Origin of the sequence: Paraneptunicella aestuarii (assembly GCF_019900845.1) — a bacterium.
Taxonomy (GTDB): domain Bacteria; phylum Pseudomonadota; class Gammaproteobacteria; order Enterobacterales; family Alteromonadaceae; genus Paraneptunicella; species Paraneptunicella aestuarii.
The window spans coordinates 2,795,313-2,814,081 of record NZ_CP074570.1; the positions used below are offsets into that span (position 1 = coordinate 2,795,313).

12 protein-coding genes and 5 pseudogenes are annotated in these 18,769 nt (G+C 41.3%); 5 read left to right on the forward strand and 12 right to left on the reverse strand.

From position 1 onward, the window contains the following. From KIH87_RS10655 to KIH87_RS10695, 9 genes are all read right to left on the reverse strand, one after another. Entirely contained in the window at positions 1 to 996 is a 996-nt protein-coding gene (locus KIH87_RS10655; protein ID WP_232357870.1) for a TauD/TfdA family dioxygenase, read from the reverse strand. Continuing rightward, positions 989 to 2,002: a guanitoxin biosynthesis L-enduracididine beta-hydroxylase GntD gene (gene gntD, locus KIH87_RS10660; RefSeq protein WP_232357871.1), complete on the reverse strand. Its 1,014-nt coding sequence runs from the start codon at positions 2,000 to 2,002 to the stop codon at positions 989 to 991. Before gntD ends, KIH87_RS10655 begins: the two co-directional genes overlap by 8 nt. 99 nt (positions 2,003 to 2,101) lie before the next feature. Continuing rightward, positions 2,102 to 3,217: a capreomycidine synthase gene (gene vioD, locus KIH87_RS10665; RefSeq protein WP_232357872.1), complete on the reverse strand. Its 1,116-nt coding sequence runs from the start codon at positions 3,215 to 3,217 to the stop codon at positions 2,102 to 2,104. 21 nt (positions 3,218 to 3,238) lie between these two features. After that, entirely contained in the window at positions 3,239 to 4,198 is a 960-nt protein-coding gene (locus KIH87_RS10670; RefSeq protein ID WP_232357873.1) for a TauD/TfdA family dioxygenase, read from the reverse strand. A gap of 52 nt (positions 4,199 to 4,250) precedes the next feature. Continuing rightward, entirely contained in the window at positions 4,251 to 4,967 is a 717-nt protein-coding gene (locus tag KIH87_RS10675; protein WP_232357874.1) for an ABC transporter ATP-binding protein, read from the reverse strand. Between the two features lie 46 nt (positions 4,968 to 5,013). Next, positions 5,014 to 6,693, reverse strand: coding sequence for a cyclic peptide export ABC transporter (locus KIH87_RS10680; protein WP_232357875.1), 1,680 nt, complete (start codon positions 6,691 to 6,693; stop codon positions 5,014 to 5,016). Positions 6,694 to 6,780: 87 nt separating this feature from the next. Beyond that, positions 6,781 to 9,228: a penicillin acylase family protein gene (locus tag KIH87_RS10685; RefSeq protein ID WP_232357876.1), complete on the reverse strand. Its 2,448-nt coding sequence runs from the start codon at positions 9,226 to 9,228 to the stop codon at positions 6,781 to 6,783. Positions 9,229 to 9,295: 67 nt separating this feature from the next. Beyond that, complete coding sequence (locus KIH87_RS10690) at positions 9,296 to 10,474, reverse strand: efflux RND transporter periplasmic adaptor subunit (protein ID WP_232357877.1); 1,179 nt, start codon at positions 10,472 to 10,474, stop codon at positions 9,296 to 9,298. Between the two features lie 125 nt (positions 10,475 to 10,599). Then, positions 10,600 to 12,198: an MBL fold metallo-hydrolase gene (locus tag KIH87_RS10695; protein ID WP_232357878.1), complete on the reverse strand. Its 1,599-nt coding sequence runs from the start codon at positions 12,196 to 12,198 to the stop codon at positions 10,600 to 10,602. A 474-nt stretch (positions 12,199 to 12,672) separates the two neighbouring features. On the opposite strand from KIH87_RS10695, the pseudogene KIH87_RS10700 reads away from it, so the two are divergent. Then, positions 12,673 to 12,876, forward strand: a pseudogene (locus tag KIH87_RS10700) (transposase family protein); the annotation flags it as partial. A gap of 27 nt (positions 12,877 to 12,903) precedes the next feature. Here the strand turns inward: KIH87_RS10700 and KIH87_RS10705 are convergent. Beyond that, positions 12,904 to 14,070 carry an IS4 family transposase gene (locus tag KIH87_RS10705; RefSeq protein ID WP_232357879.1) on the reverse strand — a complete coding sequence of 389 codons (1,167 nt, stop codon included), beginning with the start codon at positions 14,068 to 14,070 and terminating at the stop codon, positions 12,904 to 12,906. Positions 14,071 to 14,197: 127 nt separating this feature from the next. Here KIH87_RS10705 and KIH87_RS10710 point away from each other — a divergent pair. From KIH87_RS10710 to KIH87_RS10725, 4 genes and pseudogenes are all read left to right on the forward strand, one after another. Then, positions 14,198 to 15,060 (forward strand): annotated as a pseudogene (locus tag KIH87_RS10710) (IS3 family transposase); the annotation flags it as partial. Positions 15,061 to 15,339: 279 nt separating this feature from the next. After that, positions 15,340 to 16,422, forward strand: a pseudogene (locus KIH87_RS10715) (IS110 family RNA-guided transposase). 16 nt (positions 16,423 to 16,438) lie between these two features. Next, positions 16,439 to 16,705: pseudogene (locus tag KIH87_RS10720) on the forward strand (IS3 family transposase); the annotation flags it as partial. A 90-nt stretch (positions 16,706 to 16,795) separates the two neighbouring features. Further along, on the forward strand, positions 16,796 to 17,962 hold the full coding sequence (locus tag KIH87_RS10725) for an IS4 family transposase (protein ID WP_232357879.1): 1,167 nt from the start codon (positions 16,796 to 16,798) through the stop codon (positions 17,960 to 17,962). 32 nt (positions 17,963 to 17,994) lie between these two features. Here the strand turns inward: KIH87_RS10725 and KIH87_RS19525 are convergent. Beyond that, positions 17,995 to 18,286 (reverse strand): annotated as a pseudogene (locus KIH87_RS19525) (transposase); the annotation flags it as partial. A gap of 172 nt (positions 18,287 to 18,458) precedes the next feature. Beyond that, positions 18,459 to 18,743 carry a hypothetical protein gene (locus KIH87_RS10735; protein ID WP_232357880.1) on the reverse strand — a complete coding sequence of 95 codons (285 nt, stop codon included), beginning with the start codon at positions 18,741 to 18,743 and terminating at the stop codon, positions 18,459 to 18,461. Positions 18,744 to 18,769: the final 26 nt, after the last annotated feature.

Genomic DNA, 18,769 nt, shown 5'->3' on the forward strand with positions numbered 1-18,769 from the left:
TTATTCTTCTAATGCGGCAACAGGCTGGGCATGTAATAACCTGGAAGACATTTCGTAGCGATAATCAGCAGATTTTTTCAAATCCTGAGTGATATTTATGCGCTTTAACCAGCGGTCGTTACCATCAAAATTGGCAACAAAAGGTTTACGCCCATGAACCCATTTAAAATTGTCCAGGTAACAGATATCGCCAGCCTGAATAGGAATTTCTATTAGCTTCGATTCTATTTCCTTATTTAAATAATCCAGTGCCATCTGAGCCTCTTCATCATTTTCCATGGCATGGGTGAAATCTGGATCAATACATAAAAAGGGTTCGTCCGGATTGCCATATAAAATGGAATGCGTCACAAAAGTATCACCCTCAGTCTGATGCGCATTGTCAGGAACGATATAAAACCGTTTCTGGAAAAGAATGTTGAAAATATCTTTAGGAATATCCAGTGCACTAAGGGAAATGCCTGTAGTACCAGTGTTTGTTGGGTTTTTAAGACAGTAGAAACACAAGTATTCACCTTTATGCGGATGAAATGCATCTTCAGTGTGAAAACTAAGAGTAGCAAGACTGCTACAACCAGCCTGATAATATTCCTTACCCTTTATCGGCACAACATCGTGGATCAGTTTTCCACCCTGCTGGCTTACAAAGCCAAATGCATCCCCCAGACGAGAAGAAGCGATAACAGCTAAATAATCCACTTTTTTATTGGGAATATAAGTATCTTCTGGATGCCAGGTTTTAGGCGTTAGTGGAAGCTTATCTTTCTGAAACCCTCGAATAATCAAACACCCACTATGTGAATTGTTGTTTTTCAATTCATTCAGTTGTTCCAGCAATGATTTAGGCAAATCTCCTGCCAGCACATAAGCGATTTCGAGAAATTCAGGGTCCTCTGCTGTCGAAAACTGTTCACGAATATCTGCCATATAAACATCTAAGGCATCAACTTCACTATCGCTTAATTCATAAATATCAATGAGATTTACACTAGACATGATTATCGACCTCTCCAATGATTCTGTCTTTGCTTGACTTTCTAACGCTTGCTGAGCGTCTTAAACTTGAGGTGATATTGATGCGCTTTAACCATCGATCTGTGCCGTCAAATCGTGCGATAAAAGCTTCTCGACCATGGACAACCTTACGATTATCCACAATGCATACATCACCACTCTGAAAAGGAACTTTGACTACATTGCGGTTAACTGCTTCTGTCAATATTTCCAGAGCGCGTTTCGCTTCCTTATCGTTCCTTAATTCCTGCGTATAATGAGGGTCGTAGCAAATGTAAGGACGTTTGAAATTACCGTACAACATAGACCGTCTTTTGCCATTGCTGCACAACTCATTGAGGTAATCTTCCGACACAGGATCTTTGGATTGTTCTTCATCAAGATGTGATTCGTCCGGCATAATGCTATAGCGCTCCTGAAATAAAATTCTCTTAACTTCAGGCTCAATATTGAGGTCGACTACAGAACAAAAGGTTGTTGCGATGTTGTCCGGGTTGCGCACACATACAAAATTAACGTATTCCCCTCTATGAGCATGGAATGAGTCTTCAGTATGTAAAACCAGTTCAGAATCACTGCCATAACCGGTTTGGGCATTTCCTCTTCCTTTAATTGGAATCAGGTCATGGATTATTTTACCTTTTTGTTGTGTTTCCCAACCAAAGGCTTCCCCCACCAATGAAGAAAGCAAAACTGAAAAATAATCAAGATCCATCATTGGTCGATAAGATTCCGGGTAATCCCATGAAGAAGGCGTAGGGCCAAGATCTGCAACAGGAAACCCTCTAACCAGTACGAGTCCACGGTCATCGGGATTATATTTTAAGTCTTTGTAAGCCATACGAATTCTTCGGGGCAAATCACAGGCATACAGAGACGCTCTGTCCAAAAATACGGGAGCATCAGCGGTTCCGTACCTGGCCTTCAACGCTGCAACCAGTTCCAGACAAAATTCGATCTCTTTTTGAGTAAGTGTTATTTGGTTCATCCCTTTACCTCTTAGGACTAATTATGCTTAACGAATATACTACTGAATAGAACATGTGCTTTTGTGGAGACATTTTTTAGTCCTGCATATTTGACTCTATTAAGCCCAATAGCGCTTTTTAAGAAAGTCTGTCAGTAGTCCAAAACCCTCATCGAATGAAGCTTTTGAAGCACCAAAACCCAAGCGGCAATACCCCTTGTAACCAAAACATTCTCCCGGAACCAGCATTACGCCCGTTTCGTTTACCAAGTCTCGGCAAAACTGCTCTGTATCCTCAACCCCCTTAAACTTGATGAAACAGGAGACACTACCTTGAGGATTAGTCCACTTAACCCGATCTTTGTTTTTCTCTACCCAATGAGTTAATTGTTGAAGGTTATCTTTGGCTTCTTTCATTTTGGGGGCCATCAAAAGATCAATATTTTCAATGGCTATCTGGCCTACGTATTCAACCAGAGGGGAAATATATAACGTTGTATAATCACGTAGCTGTACACAGTGCTCGATGACTTCTTCTGAAGCAAAGCACCAACCAATCCTGAGGCCTGGTAAACCATAGCCTTTGGATAATGTTCCAACTGAAATTGCCTTATCATATTCAAGGAAAGGATTAGGCAACTGTTCTCCCAGTGTCATTTCTTCAAATGCAGCATCCCACACAAGGTACGCATCAACCTCAGACACTAACTTAATAAGCTCTTTCTGCTGCTCACGAGTGATAGTGACTCCTGTAGGGTTATGAGGAAAGTTTACCGCGACCAATTTGGTATTTTCAGTAAGAAGGGATTTAAAATCATCCATTGCAGGAATGAAACCTGCCTCAGGTTCCATTTTCCAGTATTTGATATTACAGCCTTTTGTTTCAGCTACTGTGCTTAAGGCATGATAAATCGGATCCAGAAGAATAACTTCATCACCAGGCTCAAGTAACGTGCTCATAATATGGTATAGCATCTCGTTTGAGCCGTTAGCAGTCATGACATTGTGTAAATTGCCATTTCCCCATCTGTTAGCTATCGCCTGGCGTAAACCATCACAGCCTCGAGTCATACTGTCATCAAAAGAAATAGCATCCATTTTTTCCAGATCAATGGGTAAAAGCTTGCGCAGGTCGCCAAAGGTATATGTAGCAACACCGCTACTACCAAGGTCCATCTTGCAATCAAAGTAAAACTCCCTCATCCAGTGCTCTAGTGATGCCTTTGGTAACTGCATAAATTCTCCTATTAAAGTATGTTAAGCCATTGCGGTTAGCGTTTTACGCTCCCCTGAGAAGGGTTTTCGGCCATGGCTGAAAGCGAGATTATCCAAAATCATCAGATCGTTCTCTTGCCACTTAAAAACGATTTCATTGTCCGCGTAGACTCTTCGAATAACGTCAAGATCTTGTTCATCAATCTCACTTCCATCACCAAAATAGGCATTCCTTGGCAGGTTCTCTTTGCCCAATACTTCAACCAGGCTTTCTTTGGTACTCTTGGTAAGGCTGGAAACGTGAAACAGGTGTGCCTGATTAAACCAAACGTCTTTATTCGTATGCGGATGCTTTAGCGTGGCCTGATTAATTTGTTTTGTACGCAAGCCATTGTTCCCTATCCACTCGAACTGAATATCATTGTCGCGGCAATAAGATTCAACTTTTGTTTTATCGGTGGTCTGAAATACTTCGCTCCATGGAAGATCGATGTCTTGATAATTACGTACATACATGACTTTTTTAGCAATAAACTTTTCCCTTATCTCAACAGGAATAGCCTCAAAAACCTTATGACTATCTGCAATTGGAGTTTCACCGCCAATGCTTGCTGCAACCTGGCTAAAAAAACCAATTTTTGTCGGCCATTTGTTCGAGTATGAACTTTCATTATGTTGCAGAATCGTCTCATCAGGATGGTATTCAGTAGCCGTGTAGACATTAGCACGAAGCTGAGTTCGCGGCGTAGACCGGTACACGTAAGACAACAGTGGCATACTAAAAATTTCTGACAAAACCCGGCTCAACTGTTTACTGCCAGATATGCGCAATCCTCTGATAAGAAGTGCACCATTCTGGTCTAATAAGCGATTAATATCGGAATGATTATTTTGGGCCCAATCAGTAACTTTTTCACCTTGTGGATCAACATGAATCAACATGGGTTTACCGCTAATTAACTCTAAATCAGATACCTGAATACCATTCAGATTGTTGACCATAACTCATCCTCTATTATCATCTTCGTTATCATTTTTTCTTGCGAGTTTTCTACTAAGCCACGGTTACTTCTGGTGTGGTTTCAGTTTGCTTTTCCAGTCTTTTCTCAGACACAACTTTGCCATCCAGTAAATTAACGACATAATTGGCAAAGCGAGTGTGCTCTTCAGAGTGGGTTACCATGACAATGGTTGTCCCCTTTTCATGCAACTGGCGAAGCATTTCCATAACTTCTTCACCATGTTTTGTATCCAAATTACCCGTTGGTTCGTCAGCAAGAATGACCTGGGGGTCAATCACTAACGCTCTGGCGACAGCAACTCTTTGCTGCTGACCTCCCGAAAGCTGATAAGGGCGATGATTTGCTCGATGGGAAATATTAAGCTTCTCTAAAACCGCATTTACCCGGCAGGTAATCTCACTAGCCGGTAGTTTCTGATATAGCAGTGGTAGCTCAATGTTTTCCCTGATAGTTAGTTCGTCAATCAAATTGAAAGACTGAAAAACAAACCCGATATTTTTCTTTCTGATGGTTGAAAGCTGGTCTTCTGAATAGTTGGAAATATCCTCTCCATCAAAGATATAACTACCGCTAGTAGAGGAATCCAACATTCCTAATATGTTGAGAAGTGATGATTTTCCACAACCAGATGGCCCCATAATGGCCACAAAGTCACCACGTTGGATTTGTAGGTCAAGGTCACTAACGGCTGCGGTCTGAACCTCTTCTGTCCTAAACAATTTAGTTAATCCTTTAAGTTCAATTAACATGTTCCAGCTCCAGCAAAATTTAAATTATTATTTAGTTGTAGGGTTGTTAGTGAACAGCTTCCAGCTGCTTTTTGGTTTGTACTTTTTTGATTTTGCCTTCATCCATCACAATGATTTTGTCAGCGATATCAAAAAATCTGTCGTCATGACTGATAACAACAACCATTTTTCCTCTGGCTTTTAGTTCTGGTAAGATTTCCTTGTAGAATACAATCTTAAAGCTAGGATCCTGATCCGCGGCCCATTCATCAAAGATATACAAGTCACGATCTTCAAGCATTTCAACCAAAAGGGCTAACCGTTTCTTCTGTCCGTCAGACAAAGATATTGTTGAAAATTTTCCATTCTCAATTTTTACTTTTTTATCCAGACCTAACTTGTTCAGTAATTCTTGAATTCTTGAATTTTCATCGGGATTGATACTACCCAACAGACGATCAAACAAATAAAAATCGGTAAAAATTGCCGAAATCGCCTCTCTACAACTATTTAGGGTGCTTTGATCTACGCGAGTATTTCCGAAGTAAATATCACCTTCATGGACAGGATAATGAAGAGCTATCAGTTTACATAAAGTAGACTTACCGGAACCGTTGCCTCCCACAATAAAAGCAATTTCACCTTTAGCGAGTTCCATATCTATCGGACCTAATTGAAAACTATGATTTGTGCCTTCGTAACGGTAGGTCAGATTGGAGTAACGTACTGTTTTCCAATCAGGCAATCTGATTATCTCTTCACTGGCGTTTTCCCGAGACATTAAATCAATGAATTCGTTGACTCGCCCCAAAGCGACCTTGGCAACAAGTAATTGTGGAACCGTATTCATAATCGCAGTGATTGGCCCTGTAATGTACAGCATGGCCATGATGACACCGATCAGTGTTTCAGTACTGATCGAGTTATAGTTAACGTAAACAAAGGCGACGAAACCTATTACAAAAAAGCTAACCAAATCACCGTAACTACGTGCAGAACGCACGATTGTTTCAGCTTGTAAGCTGTCATCCCTAAGTAACCGTTCTGCATCACTCAATATTTCGTTGTAATAAGCTTCTCTTTTGGCTTTGTTAAGCTTCAGTTCTTTGGTGCCATATACCAGCCCCAACATTGACTCATACAAATAATCCCAATGCTTTCTTACCTTTCGGAAATAGTGGTTACCAATATACAGGGGGATCTGATATGTCACGCCACCAAATACAATAGCCAGGATAACTACCCAGAACAGCTCCGTATTCAGAAACAACAAAAAGCCTAACAAACCAACTAAAGTTACACTGTTCACCAATAGCCCTGGAAATAATCCGGCTCCGTCAACAATTTGCGATACATCTCCGGTAATAACAGCCAATGTACGAGATGACCCCAGCTTGTCCAACTCATCAATTGGCGCTTTTAAAATACGACGATATATATTCAGTCTTGTTCTGTTGGTAATCTCGGTAGCGATTCTCACCAATAGAATTTGAGATGCTGTGCGGGCTATCAGGATAATGACGCATATCGCCAGGAAAAGTAGTGCGAAATAAGGATTGGAAACCTTAATTTCAAACATTGTTAAAGCACTGGACTGATCGACTGTAGGCAAATTATTGTCAGCCCCAATGCTCTTCAATATGATGGGAATCAGCATTGAGTAACAAATACCAGCAATCGCACCTAATAACATGGAAATGAATACCATATTAGGTGCGTTTTTTGTGAAAGCTTCAAAGAGCTTCATGGGTTCTCTTTGTGGCATACGCTAAATAATCTCCCTGCCAATAGTTTTGCTTACTCGATCATTCATAAAAGTCGAAAAACGTTCTTATTAATTTGTTGTTGGATTCAGAATCGTTGTAGTTTCAACGTTTTTATTCCCATCACCATACAGTTCAAAGAATTCAACTCTATTGAACGGTTTCACCATATCGGAATAATGCTTACTGAGCACATGACCAGACTGGCCAGTAGAGTTCATATAAAGATGACGGATGTCACCATCCCCCATTTGCATGATTTGCCTGAAAGTGGCGCCAAAGGTTTGTTGGTATCCCTCTCCTTCCAACCACCTGGCATTTGCAACATTAACAGTATTACTTGATCCGCCATTCTCGAGTTGACGGCCAAAGACCATATCCAAAAACCGGAAGTCACTAAAAGGCGTATGCTTGTAGAGAGTGAAATGAAGATTTCCCCAATTCCAATTCGAAAAGCTTCCTCCTTTTAATTCTTCCAATTCTTCAAGAGCTGCTTTCAAACTCTGCTGCAACATTGTCTTGCAGTTTTCTTTCACCGCAGTGCCAACATTTTCACACCAGTCCAACTCGTTAGATGTCAATGCCTTGTAAAGTTGTGAATTGGAAGTGCCTCTTCCAATATCCAGCAATCTGTCACTTTCGGTGATTTTGTTCCAAAATCCATCTAATTGATCATCAAAAAGGTGCATTCTCAAGTGCTTCACCCATACATAGAAAATACTTGCAGCAACACTGTCTTCGGACATTTGTCCATCCCAATCCCTGATCAGAGCAATTACCTGTTTCTGTTTATCATTCTCTGGTTCTAATGAGAGTAAAACTGGCACTAAAGCAAGTGCACTTACATCCTTCGTGTCAGCATGCATAGACTGGATAAACGCCAAATCAACCGCCTGTTCACCTTCAATCTGTTGTTCGAGCAATTCTTCTATTCGTTGTGCTCTTGCAGGCTCAGCCCAATCTTTTGAAATGAAGTAAGGGTATTCATCACCAATAATTTTGTTATTAGCAGAAACAATAAATCCTTTTTTGGGATTGAATGTTCTGGGCATGACTTCATCAGGAATATATCCGTTCCAAGCAAACTCATCAGTCCATCCAGGAACGGGAAGTTGCCCTTCCCCATTCGCTCTAACAGGAATTTTGCCAGCAGCCAAATAACCAATATTATTTTTTGAATCTGCATAAAGCATATTCAGTGCTGGTGTCACGAGGAAACTGGCAGCCTTTTGAAATGCGGTCCAATCCTGAGCATAATTCATCTGAAAGAAAGACTGATATGTAGTGTCGTTTTCATTAAGTGCAGTCCAGCGCAATGAGACTGGTTGATCAAACACACCATTCATATCCGTAACTAAAGGACCATGGCGAGACTTACGTAAAATGATTTTTACCGGTTGGTAAGGGGACATTAACTCCGCAGGAAAATCTGCTTTTATAGAAATTTCTTCGGTGCGGGTTTCAAATTCAAGCCACTCACCGTTGAAAAGGTACTGCTTGGAATTTTTAGCATTTACCTGCTCAAAATACAGGTCCTGAACGTCTGCAAGCATTGCCGTACCGCCCCAGGCAATACTCTCATTTCTGCCAAACACGACTACGGGCATACCAACTAAAGTCATACCTGATGTATTCAGGCGATCCCCCTTTAAGCTTGCGACATACCATAGTGATGGCATTTGAAGACCCAAATGAGGATCATTCGCCAAAATAGCAGCTCCTGATTCGGTATATTTCCCTGAAACAACCCAAGCATTACTGCCAGCATTTTGTCCCCCAATGCCCAAGTCGGTTTCCATTTCCTTGTTCACTTTACCTAGAGACAACAAAGCGGCCTCTGTCTCAGGAGAGAGCTCAGTAATCGAGACAGGTGCATTTTCCGGATAACCTTTATTCAAAAATGCCTGCTGATCAGGTGAAAGATATTTGTTCGTTATTAGATTATTAATTTCCTGATCAAGGTTGGCTGATATATTAAGTGCAAACACTTTGGCCCAGGCAAGTGAATCTATTGGTTTCCAAGGGGCTGGTGTCACACCAAGAATCAAGAATTCCGGAGGCAATACAGGATTACTGTTCAACCACGCGTTAATACCATCAGCATAGGCCTGCAGGGAAGCTTTGGCATCTTCATCTATTGCCTCATAAGCACTTTCCGCAGCACCATAAAAATCCAACGTCCGCATCCATGTGTCTTTACTCAATAAAGCCTTGCCAAAGACTTCACTCATTGTTCCTGCAGCAATTCTGCGCTGTAATTCTAATTGCCACAGGCGATCCTGCGCATGAGCGTAACCAATTGCGAAAAAGGCATCAGTATCAGTTTGTGTATCTATATACACAACACCATTGTTATCACGACGAATTTTTACAGGATGAGAAATTCCTTTTACGACAACGTCTGTGTCAGAATCCACAACGCCTTTTGCCACATGCCAATACACTGCAAACAAAATCAGAAATAATGGAATTATGATGAAGATTAAGAATCTTGACATCACAGGGTATTTCTCAAACATTAATAATTTCCTTTCCTGGCTTGCATGCTCAATTTCTCTGGTCCTTAATGAATAAACTTTGAAGGCTCTAACGAGAATTGATTTCAAGCACATCTTTATCTTCATAACCGGAATATGAAGATGAAACGATAAACTCACCTAACTCCAGACCGTTTAGTACTTCGATGTACTTGGAATTGTGACGCCCTAATTGCACTTTTCTTTTGGTAGCATAAGTTCCATCGTCAGATAATACGAACACCCAGTTGCCACCGGTTTCCTGATAAAAGGAGCCATACTCAATCAAATTCGCAGAGGTAGATTCTCCCAACTGCAAGTTGCCAATGACAGTCTGGCCTCTACGGAAATCGGCTGGAGATTCCCCATCAAATTTCAAATCGACTTTAAAAGTGTTGTTAGTCACCTGGGGATAGATTTTAGCAACATAAAGCTGATGAACTTTGTCGTTAATGGTTACCTCAACTTTCTGATTTACATGCACACGCTCCAAATAGAATTCACCGATATCAGCAACCAATTTAAATTGCAGAGGATCATCAATTTGTCCGATTCGAACTCCTACGCCAACAGCCTGGCCTTTCTTCAATTCAAAAGAAGTAAGTCGACCAGACCTGGGAGCCTTGACGGAAAGGTTTTCCAGATTTTTACGAGCCATAGCCAGGTTCTTTTCCAATTGCTCACTTGCCTTTTTCAACTGACCTATCTGTACTTCCTGCATTTCAATATCGTTTTGTTGACTTTCCAGCGTTACTTCTCGTTGAGAAACATACCAGTCCAATTCGATTTGAGTATCTTCAAGGTCGGCTTTCATCAGTACATTGTCTTTCACCAAAGGAAGAGAACGTTCAAGCTTTTTCCTCAATCGACGAATCTGATAATTAATATCGATAAGATTTTTTTTGTGGCTAAGACGGTTTTGCTCTAACTGAAGTTCGAGAGTTCGGATATTATTTAATTGCTGAGTAGTATCTGCGTCACTTCTGATCACCGATATTTGTACAGCGGGGTTAGAAAGCACCAGCATTAGCTGTCCCTCTTCAACCAATTCCCCATCCTCAACATAAATATCTTCTACCCGTCCACCTTCAATAGCGTCCAGGTATAAAGACTCTAATGGCTGTACATTAGCTCTAATAGTAACTCGATCATCAAAATTACCTTCTATAACCTGAGACAGAGATAAAACCTCACCTTCGACATCAACCGTACGTGAACTTTCTGGCACGAACAGCTTATATAGACTCACAGCTATGATTAAAACTATTGCTACTACAATTAATTTCTTTCGGCCATCATTTGTTTTTTGAATTACTGTATCCAAGAAATTACCTTATAAACAGTTAACTTTTCCAATTACTCAAGCATGTCTTATCAAACAAACTCGTATGTTTTTTTACCATATAGCATTTCTGCTTCGATATTAAGATCTGAGCATTCACAGACAAACTTCCTTGATTCCACCAATTGTTCGGAATCATGTTCATAATTCATCCCCATAAAATATCTATAACAGGGTTCCACACCTAGCGCATAAACTGCTACATTTTTAGGTAAGAATTTGTTAACAAGAGCAATTGCCTGTACAGAATTCGCGCCATTCAACCGGCGGCTTTCTTTAATCTTTTTGGAAACCTTTTTGCTACTCAAAGCCCCATAAATCCAAGTATAGGGTGCCCCTACACACTCCATTCCGATAGCAAACAAATCAATATTTTCAAAGAAGGAAGACATATTATCATACACCTGAATGTCAGGGTTTGCAGAGTCAGCTCCGAAAAACATCCTTCGGCCATTTATGTCAATTATCCAGGCAGTTTTGGATCGAATATTAAGATCGCCATGCTCACCTAGAAAAGGAATTGCTGTAATACTGCCTTTATCTAATTTGATGGAATCCAGATCTTCAACATCAATGACATCAAATCCTAATTTCTCCAGCCCCAACCGTAACGAAGGGTCCTCAAGTGTTCCACCATTGTTACGAGGAACGATTATCTTTCCAATTCTATGCCTTAGCTGAATAAGCGTTTCCAAATTGACATGATCAAGATGGTGGTGCGTTAAACATGCGTAATCAATTCTTTCTGGTAATTCAGAAAAGCTCATTACTTGAGCTTTATCATCATTACTCACCGCGATTACCGGATCTATCAGGATATTAACTTCCTGAGTTTCAATTAAGAATCCTGCGTGTCCCGTATAATTAACGCGCACACCTTGATGTTCTAAAGGCTTATGAAACTTCAGAGGTTTTGATTCTGTGAAGAGTTCTTCAACATCAAGCCCGCCCTCTATAGAGACATTTGAAAACAACTCTTTGATTCTTTTGGAAGATATCGGGTTAACGCGGGCACTGAATATTTCATCAAGTATTGGAGAATCAAATGCTAAATCAGCCTGTAGATGCTGTTTGTCAGGTAAGCGGGGCGTGCTTAAAACGAAGGGACGCTCTTTAACTTTTTCCAGTGAGCCAAAAGATACTGACTGTAATTCTGGTTTGTAATAATCACTTATATATAGAAGTGACTCCAGAATACGATACGAAACCCTGTGTTCCCGATCCATGAGCAATTCAACAAAGCCCTTTAGCGGCCCAGGTATCTGCGAATAAAGATATTCAATACTTTCTCCACTAACATGGCTATTCACAAGTTCGTCTAATTTATCTATCGCTTCAGATAGTTGAATAAGATCGCGATTATGCGTTTGGGTTTTATCTACCAACGCACTGATTTCCTGCACCTGGTCTTCGGTACAATTGAGAAACTCACCTCCCGCCAGATTAGGATCCTTAGAGGCTATAATATGAAGTTGATGGTTACTAAGGAAAGAGCGCATCAATCTCAGATGGGTATGGACAAGATAACGGGAAAATGTAGCCGGAGAAACCAGGTAAGACCATGCATACCAGTGATTAATCAATGGTTCAAAGTAAACATCGTCTCTCAAATAAAGGGCTTTGCCGTCCACTCTTTCCTTTCCGTCATAAAAATCAGTTTCCGAGGTGCGAAACGCCCCCCAAAATCACTTATTTGGCAACATCGTGTTGTAAGCAAAACAGATGTCGCTAAACCCTATAAGTTTACAAACATCTAAAAGTAGTTGTTTGACTGTTCACTCGAAGGAACGGAATGCCTTAGACCCTATGCAGTCAATATTAGCTCAGAAGAACATAAAGGATAATTTTCATCGACACACAATAACAACAGCACTTACAAACATGCACAATTGATTACTCGTGCATACTATATTTATTTTTTCCTTAAAAAAAGTAAATTCACACACTTTCAACATTTTTTATTAACCTTTTTGAACGAACATTTTCACCAATAAGAAAAAATTGTAACATTAGATTGTTTTTCATACGAAAAAATGCCAAGGCCGGATCGCACTTTATTTAAAAATATGATCAAATAACGGCAGTTTCCCTAACCAGCCGTAGCAATGACACTTATAGAACACCTTTCCATAGTTGAAGAGACTCGCTCAGACATTAACAAAAAACATGACCTCACCGATGTTATCTTTTTGGTCATCAGTGCCATTATGGCTGGTGCTGAAGGATGGCAGGATATTCAGACTTATGGTGATGCCAAGAAAGACTGGCTTAAGAATTATCGTCCCTTTAAAAATGGCATTCCTCGCCGGGTTCTACCCTGAGGGATCCCCACAAATTTAAATGGGAACATAATTCACTTCCGCTAGTTTTAGTTTCAATACGTCTCTATTTTTTAGGCTATTGGCTTGATAACGACGATGCTTATTGGCCATTTTTACCGTCCACCCCGTCAGCGTAGCAACGAGATGGGCCAGAGTGGTGAGCAACACCAGAATGCGTAAACGCCGTGTGTCTTTGCTCAGATTATTGCTAAATCCCAAGGCAAAACGTGGGCTCTTCATATCCCGAAACGTTTCTTCAATCTGCATTCGGGTTTGATATATTTTCACCACACGTTTACCCAAATGACTTTTATCTGGTAACGACGTCACCAATAACCATGGTTCACGGTTTCGTTTAGCGCCCTTTTGGGATGGGCCTTTAAGACAGGAGGTGCCGGAGCGGTTAAGCTTATGACGCCCCTTGGGATTTTGTTTATATAAAACGAATCGTACATCCATTGGACTGCTCCGACACAACTGTCCAGCAAAGGTTTTAGGACACGATGTCGCAGCAGGATAAAGGGAAGTGATACATTGCCAGTTTTCATCGTTTATATGGAAAAAGTTGGGTTTTCTTGCTCGTCCAACAAAATGCCATCCCAGTGATAACACGGTATTAAACCAAGGCGTTTTAAACCCTGCATCGGTGACAATAACAGGCGTTGAACCCGGTGGAAGAATGGATTTAAGCACATCCAGAAAATGGCGATGTGTTGCTGGTTTTTCCTTGGTTCCAATATCATGCACTTCTTCATATAGAGTAATGCTTCGTCCCTCAAATGCTAATGAAGCTCTAAGAAGAAAATGTCGTTTATATTCATCGAGGTCAGACCAATCGACATGAATAACCGGAGTAGAAAGAGCCGCCGTAAAAAGCCTTCCCATGAAACCATAAATCCCGGATAACTCAATGTATAAGTGGCTATTTGAAAGCAGCCTGTCAGCACGTTTAATGTTATGTTTTTCTCCAGCAGAGGATGAAATTCCACGACCAATACTTGTCACTGTCGCATTTGCTCCATGCAATATGCTGGTCATGCAAGCGAGCGGTGATTTTCTTCTAGTGACATGCATACTGGGGGTGACAAGTGTGATGGTTTTATTCAAAATCTGGGGTACATTCATGGCGTATCCGTTTGGGGTTTGTGATGTTTGGCGATTGATCAGATCACCAAATGCCATGAATGTTCCCTTCTATTTAAAATAAATTATTGATCCACAAAATTTATTTGTGGGGATACCCCAGGGTTCTACCCAGATTTTACGGACACATCTAAAAAGAGGCATACTATGCCTGATAGGAGTGTTCATGACCAAACGAAGAAAGTTTTCCCCAGAATTTAAGCGCGAAGCTGTCGCCTTAACGCAACAGCCAGGTGTTAGTTGTCGTCAAATAGCATTAGACATTGGCATCAACCCTAATATGTTGAGCCGTTGGAAACGTGAAGCGGAACAAGCGAAAGAGCAAGCATTTAAAGGCAGTGGCTCCCCGCGTGATGAAGAAGTGGCCCGTTTAAAAAGAGAGTTAGCCAAGGTCAAAAAGGAACGAGATTTTTTACGAGAAGCGGCAACGTTCTTCGCCAAAGAGTTACCTTAAGGTATCAGGCGATAAAACGTTGTCGCGCTCAGTTTTCGATTAGACTCATGTGTCGTTGTTTGAATGTATCACCTAGCGGTTATTACGCTTGGGCGGCGCGTCAACCAAGCCCGCGAGTCCTTGCCAACGCATACATACTTAAGCGAATTAAGGATATCCACGAAGACAGTCACGGTATCCTTGGTGCTCCTCGCATGTTGGAAGACCTTCTGGATGAAGGGATTAAAGTGAGTTTAAATCGTGTCGCTCGACTGATGTCAGTCAATGGTATTCAAGGCTGGCCTCGTAAAAAAGCTCGGGGATCAAAACGTCATTCCATTCGCCCTGATGGCTTAAAGAATCATCTTGAACGAGATTTTTCTGCATTAGAGCCAGAAACAAAATGGGTTACTGACATAACAGAAATTCCGACTCAAGAAGGAAAACTCTACTTATGCGTGGTATTGGATTTATTCAAGAAACTGGTTCTGGGCTGGTCGATGCACCATAGGCAAGATCGCTACATGGTAATGCGAGCAGTGGAAATGGCAATCTGGCAGCGTGAAGGTAAACATGAGGTGATTCTGCATTCGGATAGTAATAATGTTCTTGCTTTGTTTAATAGTGTAAATCACTCCTTAGTGTTTCATGCTTGAGACATGGTGCAGATAATGTACTGGGCTTTCTGACCCTCATTCCGATCGACCTTTTGTGTCATTCCTTGGATCTGTCGATTGCCCGGTTACATTATTTGGTGAGGGCAACCTCGCTGATATTTGTGACTCAAGAAGGGCCTGGTGATTATCTCATTACTGTCATGTCCAAGTATTCAGTTTGCTGCTCTCTTCCATATTTTTAAGAATTGGAGATAAGCGATGAATCAAGCAAAAGTGATTGAAGCTGGATATGTTGTTGGCGGCGTAGATACTCACAAAGATATCCACGTTGCTGCGGTTGTAAATCATTCAAATCAAGTTTTATCGAGTGAAAGCTTTCCTACAACGCGATATGGATACAAAAAAATGCTGAGTTGGATGTCATCATTCGGCAAAATCTCACGTGTAGGTATTGAGTGCTCTGGCTCATATGGTCAAGGACTGCTTCGCTATATGCAGTCCAGTGGTGTAGAGGTATTAGAGGTAACAGCACCAGATAAATCAGATCGCCGTAAACGTGGAAAAGACGACACTTTGGATGCACAAAATGCTGCGCATGCCGCGTTTAGTGGGCATCGGACGGTTACACCGAAATCCAGAGATGGAATGGTTGAATCGCTACGAGTGCTAAAAAGTTGCCGTAAAAGTGCCGTGGCAGCAAGAACGGTTGCATTACAAATGATTAGAACAAGTATCGTTTCTGCGCCAGAGGAGCTGCGTGACACCTTAAGACACATGACTCGGATGAATCTAGTCCGCACCTTGGCCGCTACTCGGCCTGATTTAACGAGCTATAAAGATATTACGACAGCTTACAGAATCACTTTGAAGTCGTTGGCCCGAAGATATATTGAACTTCACGATGAAATCGCAGATCTCGATAAAATGATTGCTACGATTGTTGAAACACTAGCACCAGAGTTATTAATGCAAACAGCTGTTGGATACGAATCGGCAGCGCAACTACTAATCACTCTAGGCGATAATCCCGAAAGGCTTAGTTCTGAATCGAGTTTCGCCGCTTTATGTGGTGTCAGTCCAATTCCTGCATGATCAGGAAAAACAAATCGGCATAGATTAAATAGAGGTGGAGACCGCGCTGCAAATAGTGCACTTCACATAATTGCCATAGGAAGACTTCGAACTGAAGAACGTTCACAAACCTATATCAAGAAGCGCACGGCTGATGGCTTATCGAAAATGGAAGCATTGAGATGCTTGAAAAGATACATAGCTCGCGAAATCTACTATCTATTAAGAAATAGAAACGCGTCTATAAATGCTATTCAAATTACTACTTGACTCTTAGAAGGGCATCAGAGGAAGCCAATATACCAGCGGTGATTATCAGCGTCTGCTCAAACGCAATCAGCTAATCAGCAGTATGAGTGCAGTTGGACATTGTGGTGATAATGCGGCCTGTGAGGGTTTCTTTGGAATGTTAAAGCGTGAACGGGTAAACCATCGGCGCTATCGAACACGAGATGAAGCAAGAGCGGATCTGTTTGATTACATTGAAAGGTTCCATAACCCGAGAATGCGACGTAGACTAGCGAATCAAGACAAGAAGTTTAAGTCTTTATAAAACTGTCCGTAGAAACGGGGTAGAACCCGAGGTATCCCCACAAATAAATCAGGCAAATCAATAAATTAATTCGCAAAGGAAGGAACATTCATGGCATTTGGTGATCTGATCAATCGCCAAACATCACAAACCCCAAACGGATACGCCATGAATGTACCCCAGATTTTGAATAAAACCATCACACTTGTCACCCCCAGTATGCATGTCACTAGAAGAAAATCACCGCTCGCTTGCATGACCAGCATATTGCATGGAGCAAATGCGACAGTGACAAGTATTGGTCGTGGAATTTCATCCTCTGCTGGAGAAAAACATAACATTAAACGTGCTGACAGGCTGCTTTCAAATAGCCACTTATACATTGAGTTATCCGGGATTTATGGTTTCATGGGAAGGCTTTTTACGGCGGCTCTTTCTACTCCGGTTATTCATGTCGATTGGTCTGACCTCGATGAATATAAACGACATTTTCTTCTTAGAGCTTCATTAGCATTTGAGGGACGAAGCATTACTCTATATGAAGAAGTGCATGATATTGGAACCAAGGAAAAACCAGCAACACATCGCCATTTTCTGGATGTGCTTAAATCCATTCTTCCACCGGGTTCAACGCCTGTTATTGTCACCGATGCAGGGTTTAAAACGCCTTGGTTTAATACCGTGTTATCACTGGGATGGCATTTTGTTGGACGAGCAAGAAAACCCAACTTTTTCCATATAAACGATGAAAACTGGCAATGTATCACTTCCCTTTATCCTGCTGCGACATCGTGTCCTAAAACCTTTGCTGGACAGTTGTGTCGGAGCAGTCCAATGGATGTACGATTCGTTTTATATAAACAAAATCCCAAGGGGCGTCATAAGCTTAACCGCTCCGGCACCTCCTGTCTTAAAGGCCCATCCCAAAAGGGCGCTAAACGAAACCGTGAACCATGGTTATTGGTGACGTCGTTACCAGATAAAAGTCATTTGGGTAAACGTGTGGTGAAAATATATCAAACCCGAATGCAGATTGAAGAAACGTTTCGGGATATGAAGAGCCCACGTTTTGCCTTGGGATTTAGCAATAATCTGAGCAAAGACACACGGCGTTTACGCATTCTGGTGTTGCTCACCACTCTGGCCCATCTCGTTGCTACGCTGACGGGGTGGACGGTAAAAATGGCCAATAAGCATCGTCGTTATCAAGCCAATAGCCTAAAAAATAGAGACGTATTGAAACTAAAACTAGCGGAAGTGAATTATGTTCCCATTTAAATTTGTGGGGATCCCTCAGGGTAGAACCCAAAAATGATTCGGTCATCGAAGCCGTTTAGCTGTTTTTCACTAACAGCAGTTCAAAGCTGCTTTTTCGATCTCGAGGAACCTCAAGTGCAATTTCACTATGGACACTACGAACAGATTTGGAGAACCTACCAGTACAGGAGTTACAGGCATTTTTTCCGGTAGGTTCATTTTTAGAATAACCAAGATGCTGTTCCATCCAGCTTCTAGGGCTCTTTCTACAACTTTCTTGGTGAGTTGTTTTAATAATCCTGATTCGCCCAAAATATCTTTTGGTGAATCACAACTTTCAAGCAATTAATCGATTAGTTTGTCTAAAATTGGCATTCTTACTTCCTACTACTTCATTTAACAGAATGTCAGTACACAACTCTTTTTCCATTCAAGAATGAGCCAGATCAAGCAACCTGACTCAAGAGAACACCTTGAAAGAGCCTATGTAGCTAAGCTTTAAATTGTAGAAGTTAACTTATGAGTTAGCCGCCAATCGAACCAACCCCACTATCCCCTCCTCAAAATCTAGCTTTAGCTCATCTTGCCTAAGCTGAAGCTCGTAGGCGGCTTCAAGGTAGGGATTGGAAAACCCGATAATAATTAATTTTGGGAGTGAAGCTTGAAAGATATTCCCTTCAGGAGCGCTTTCTAAACAAAGTTCTTCTTGCATTTCACTGAGAGAAATAGAAAGTTTGCTATCTATTGATGATATTTGTTTGACAAACCATGGTTGTGGTTTTGTATTATTGCCGTTAGCCATAATTACCTCTGCTTAGGTTGTTGTGG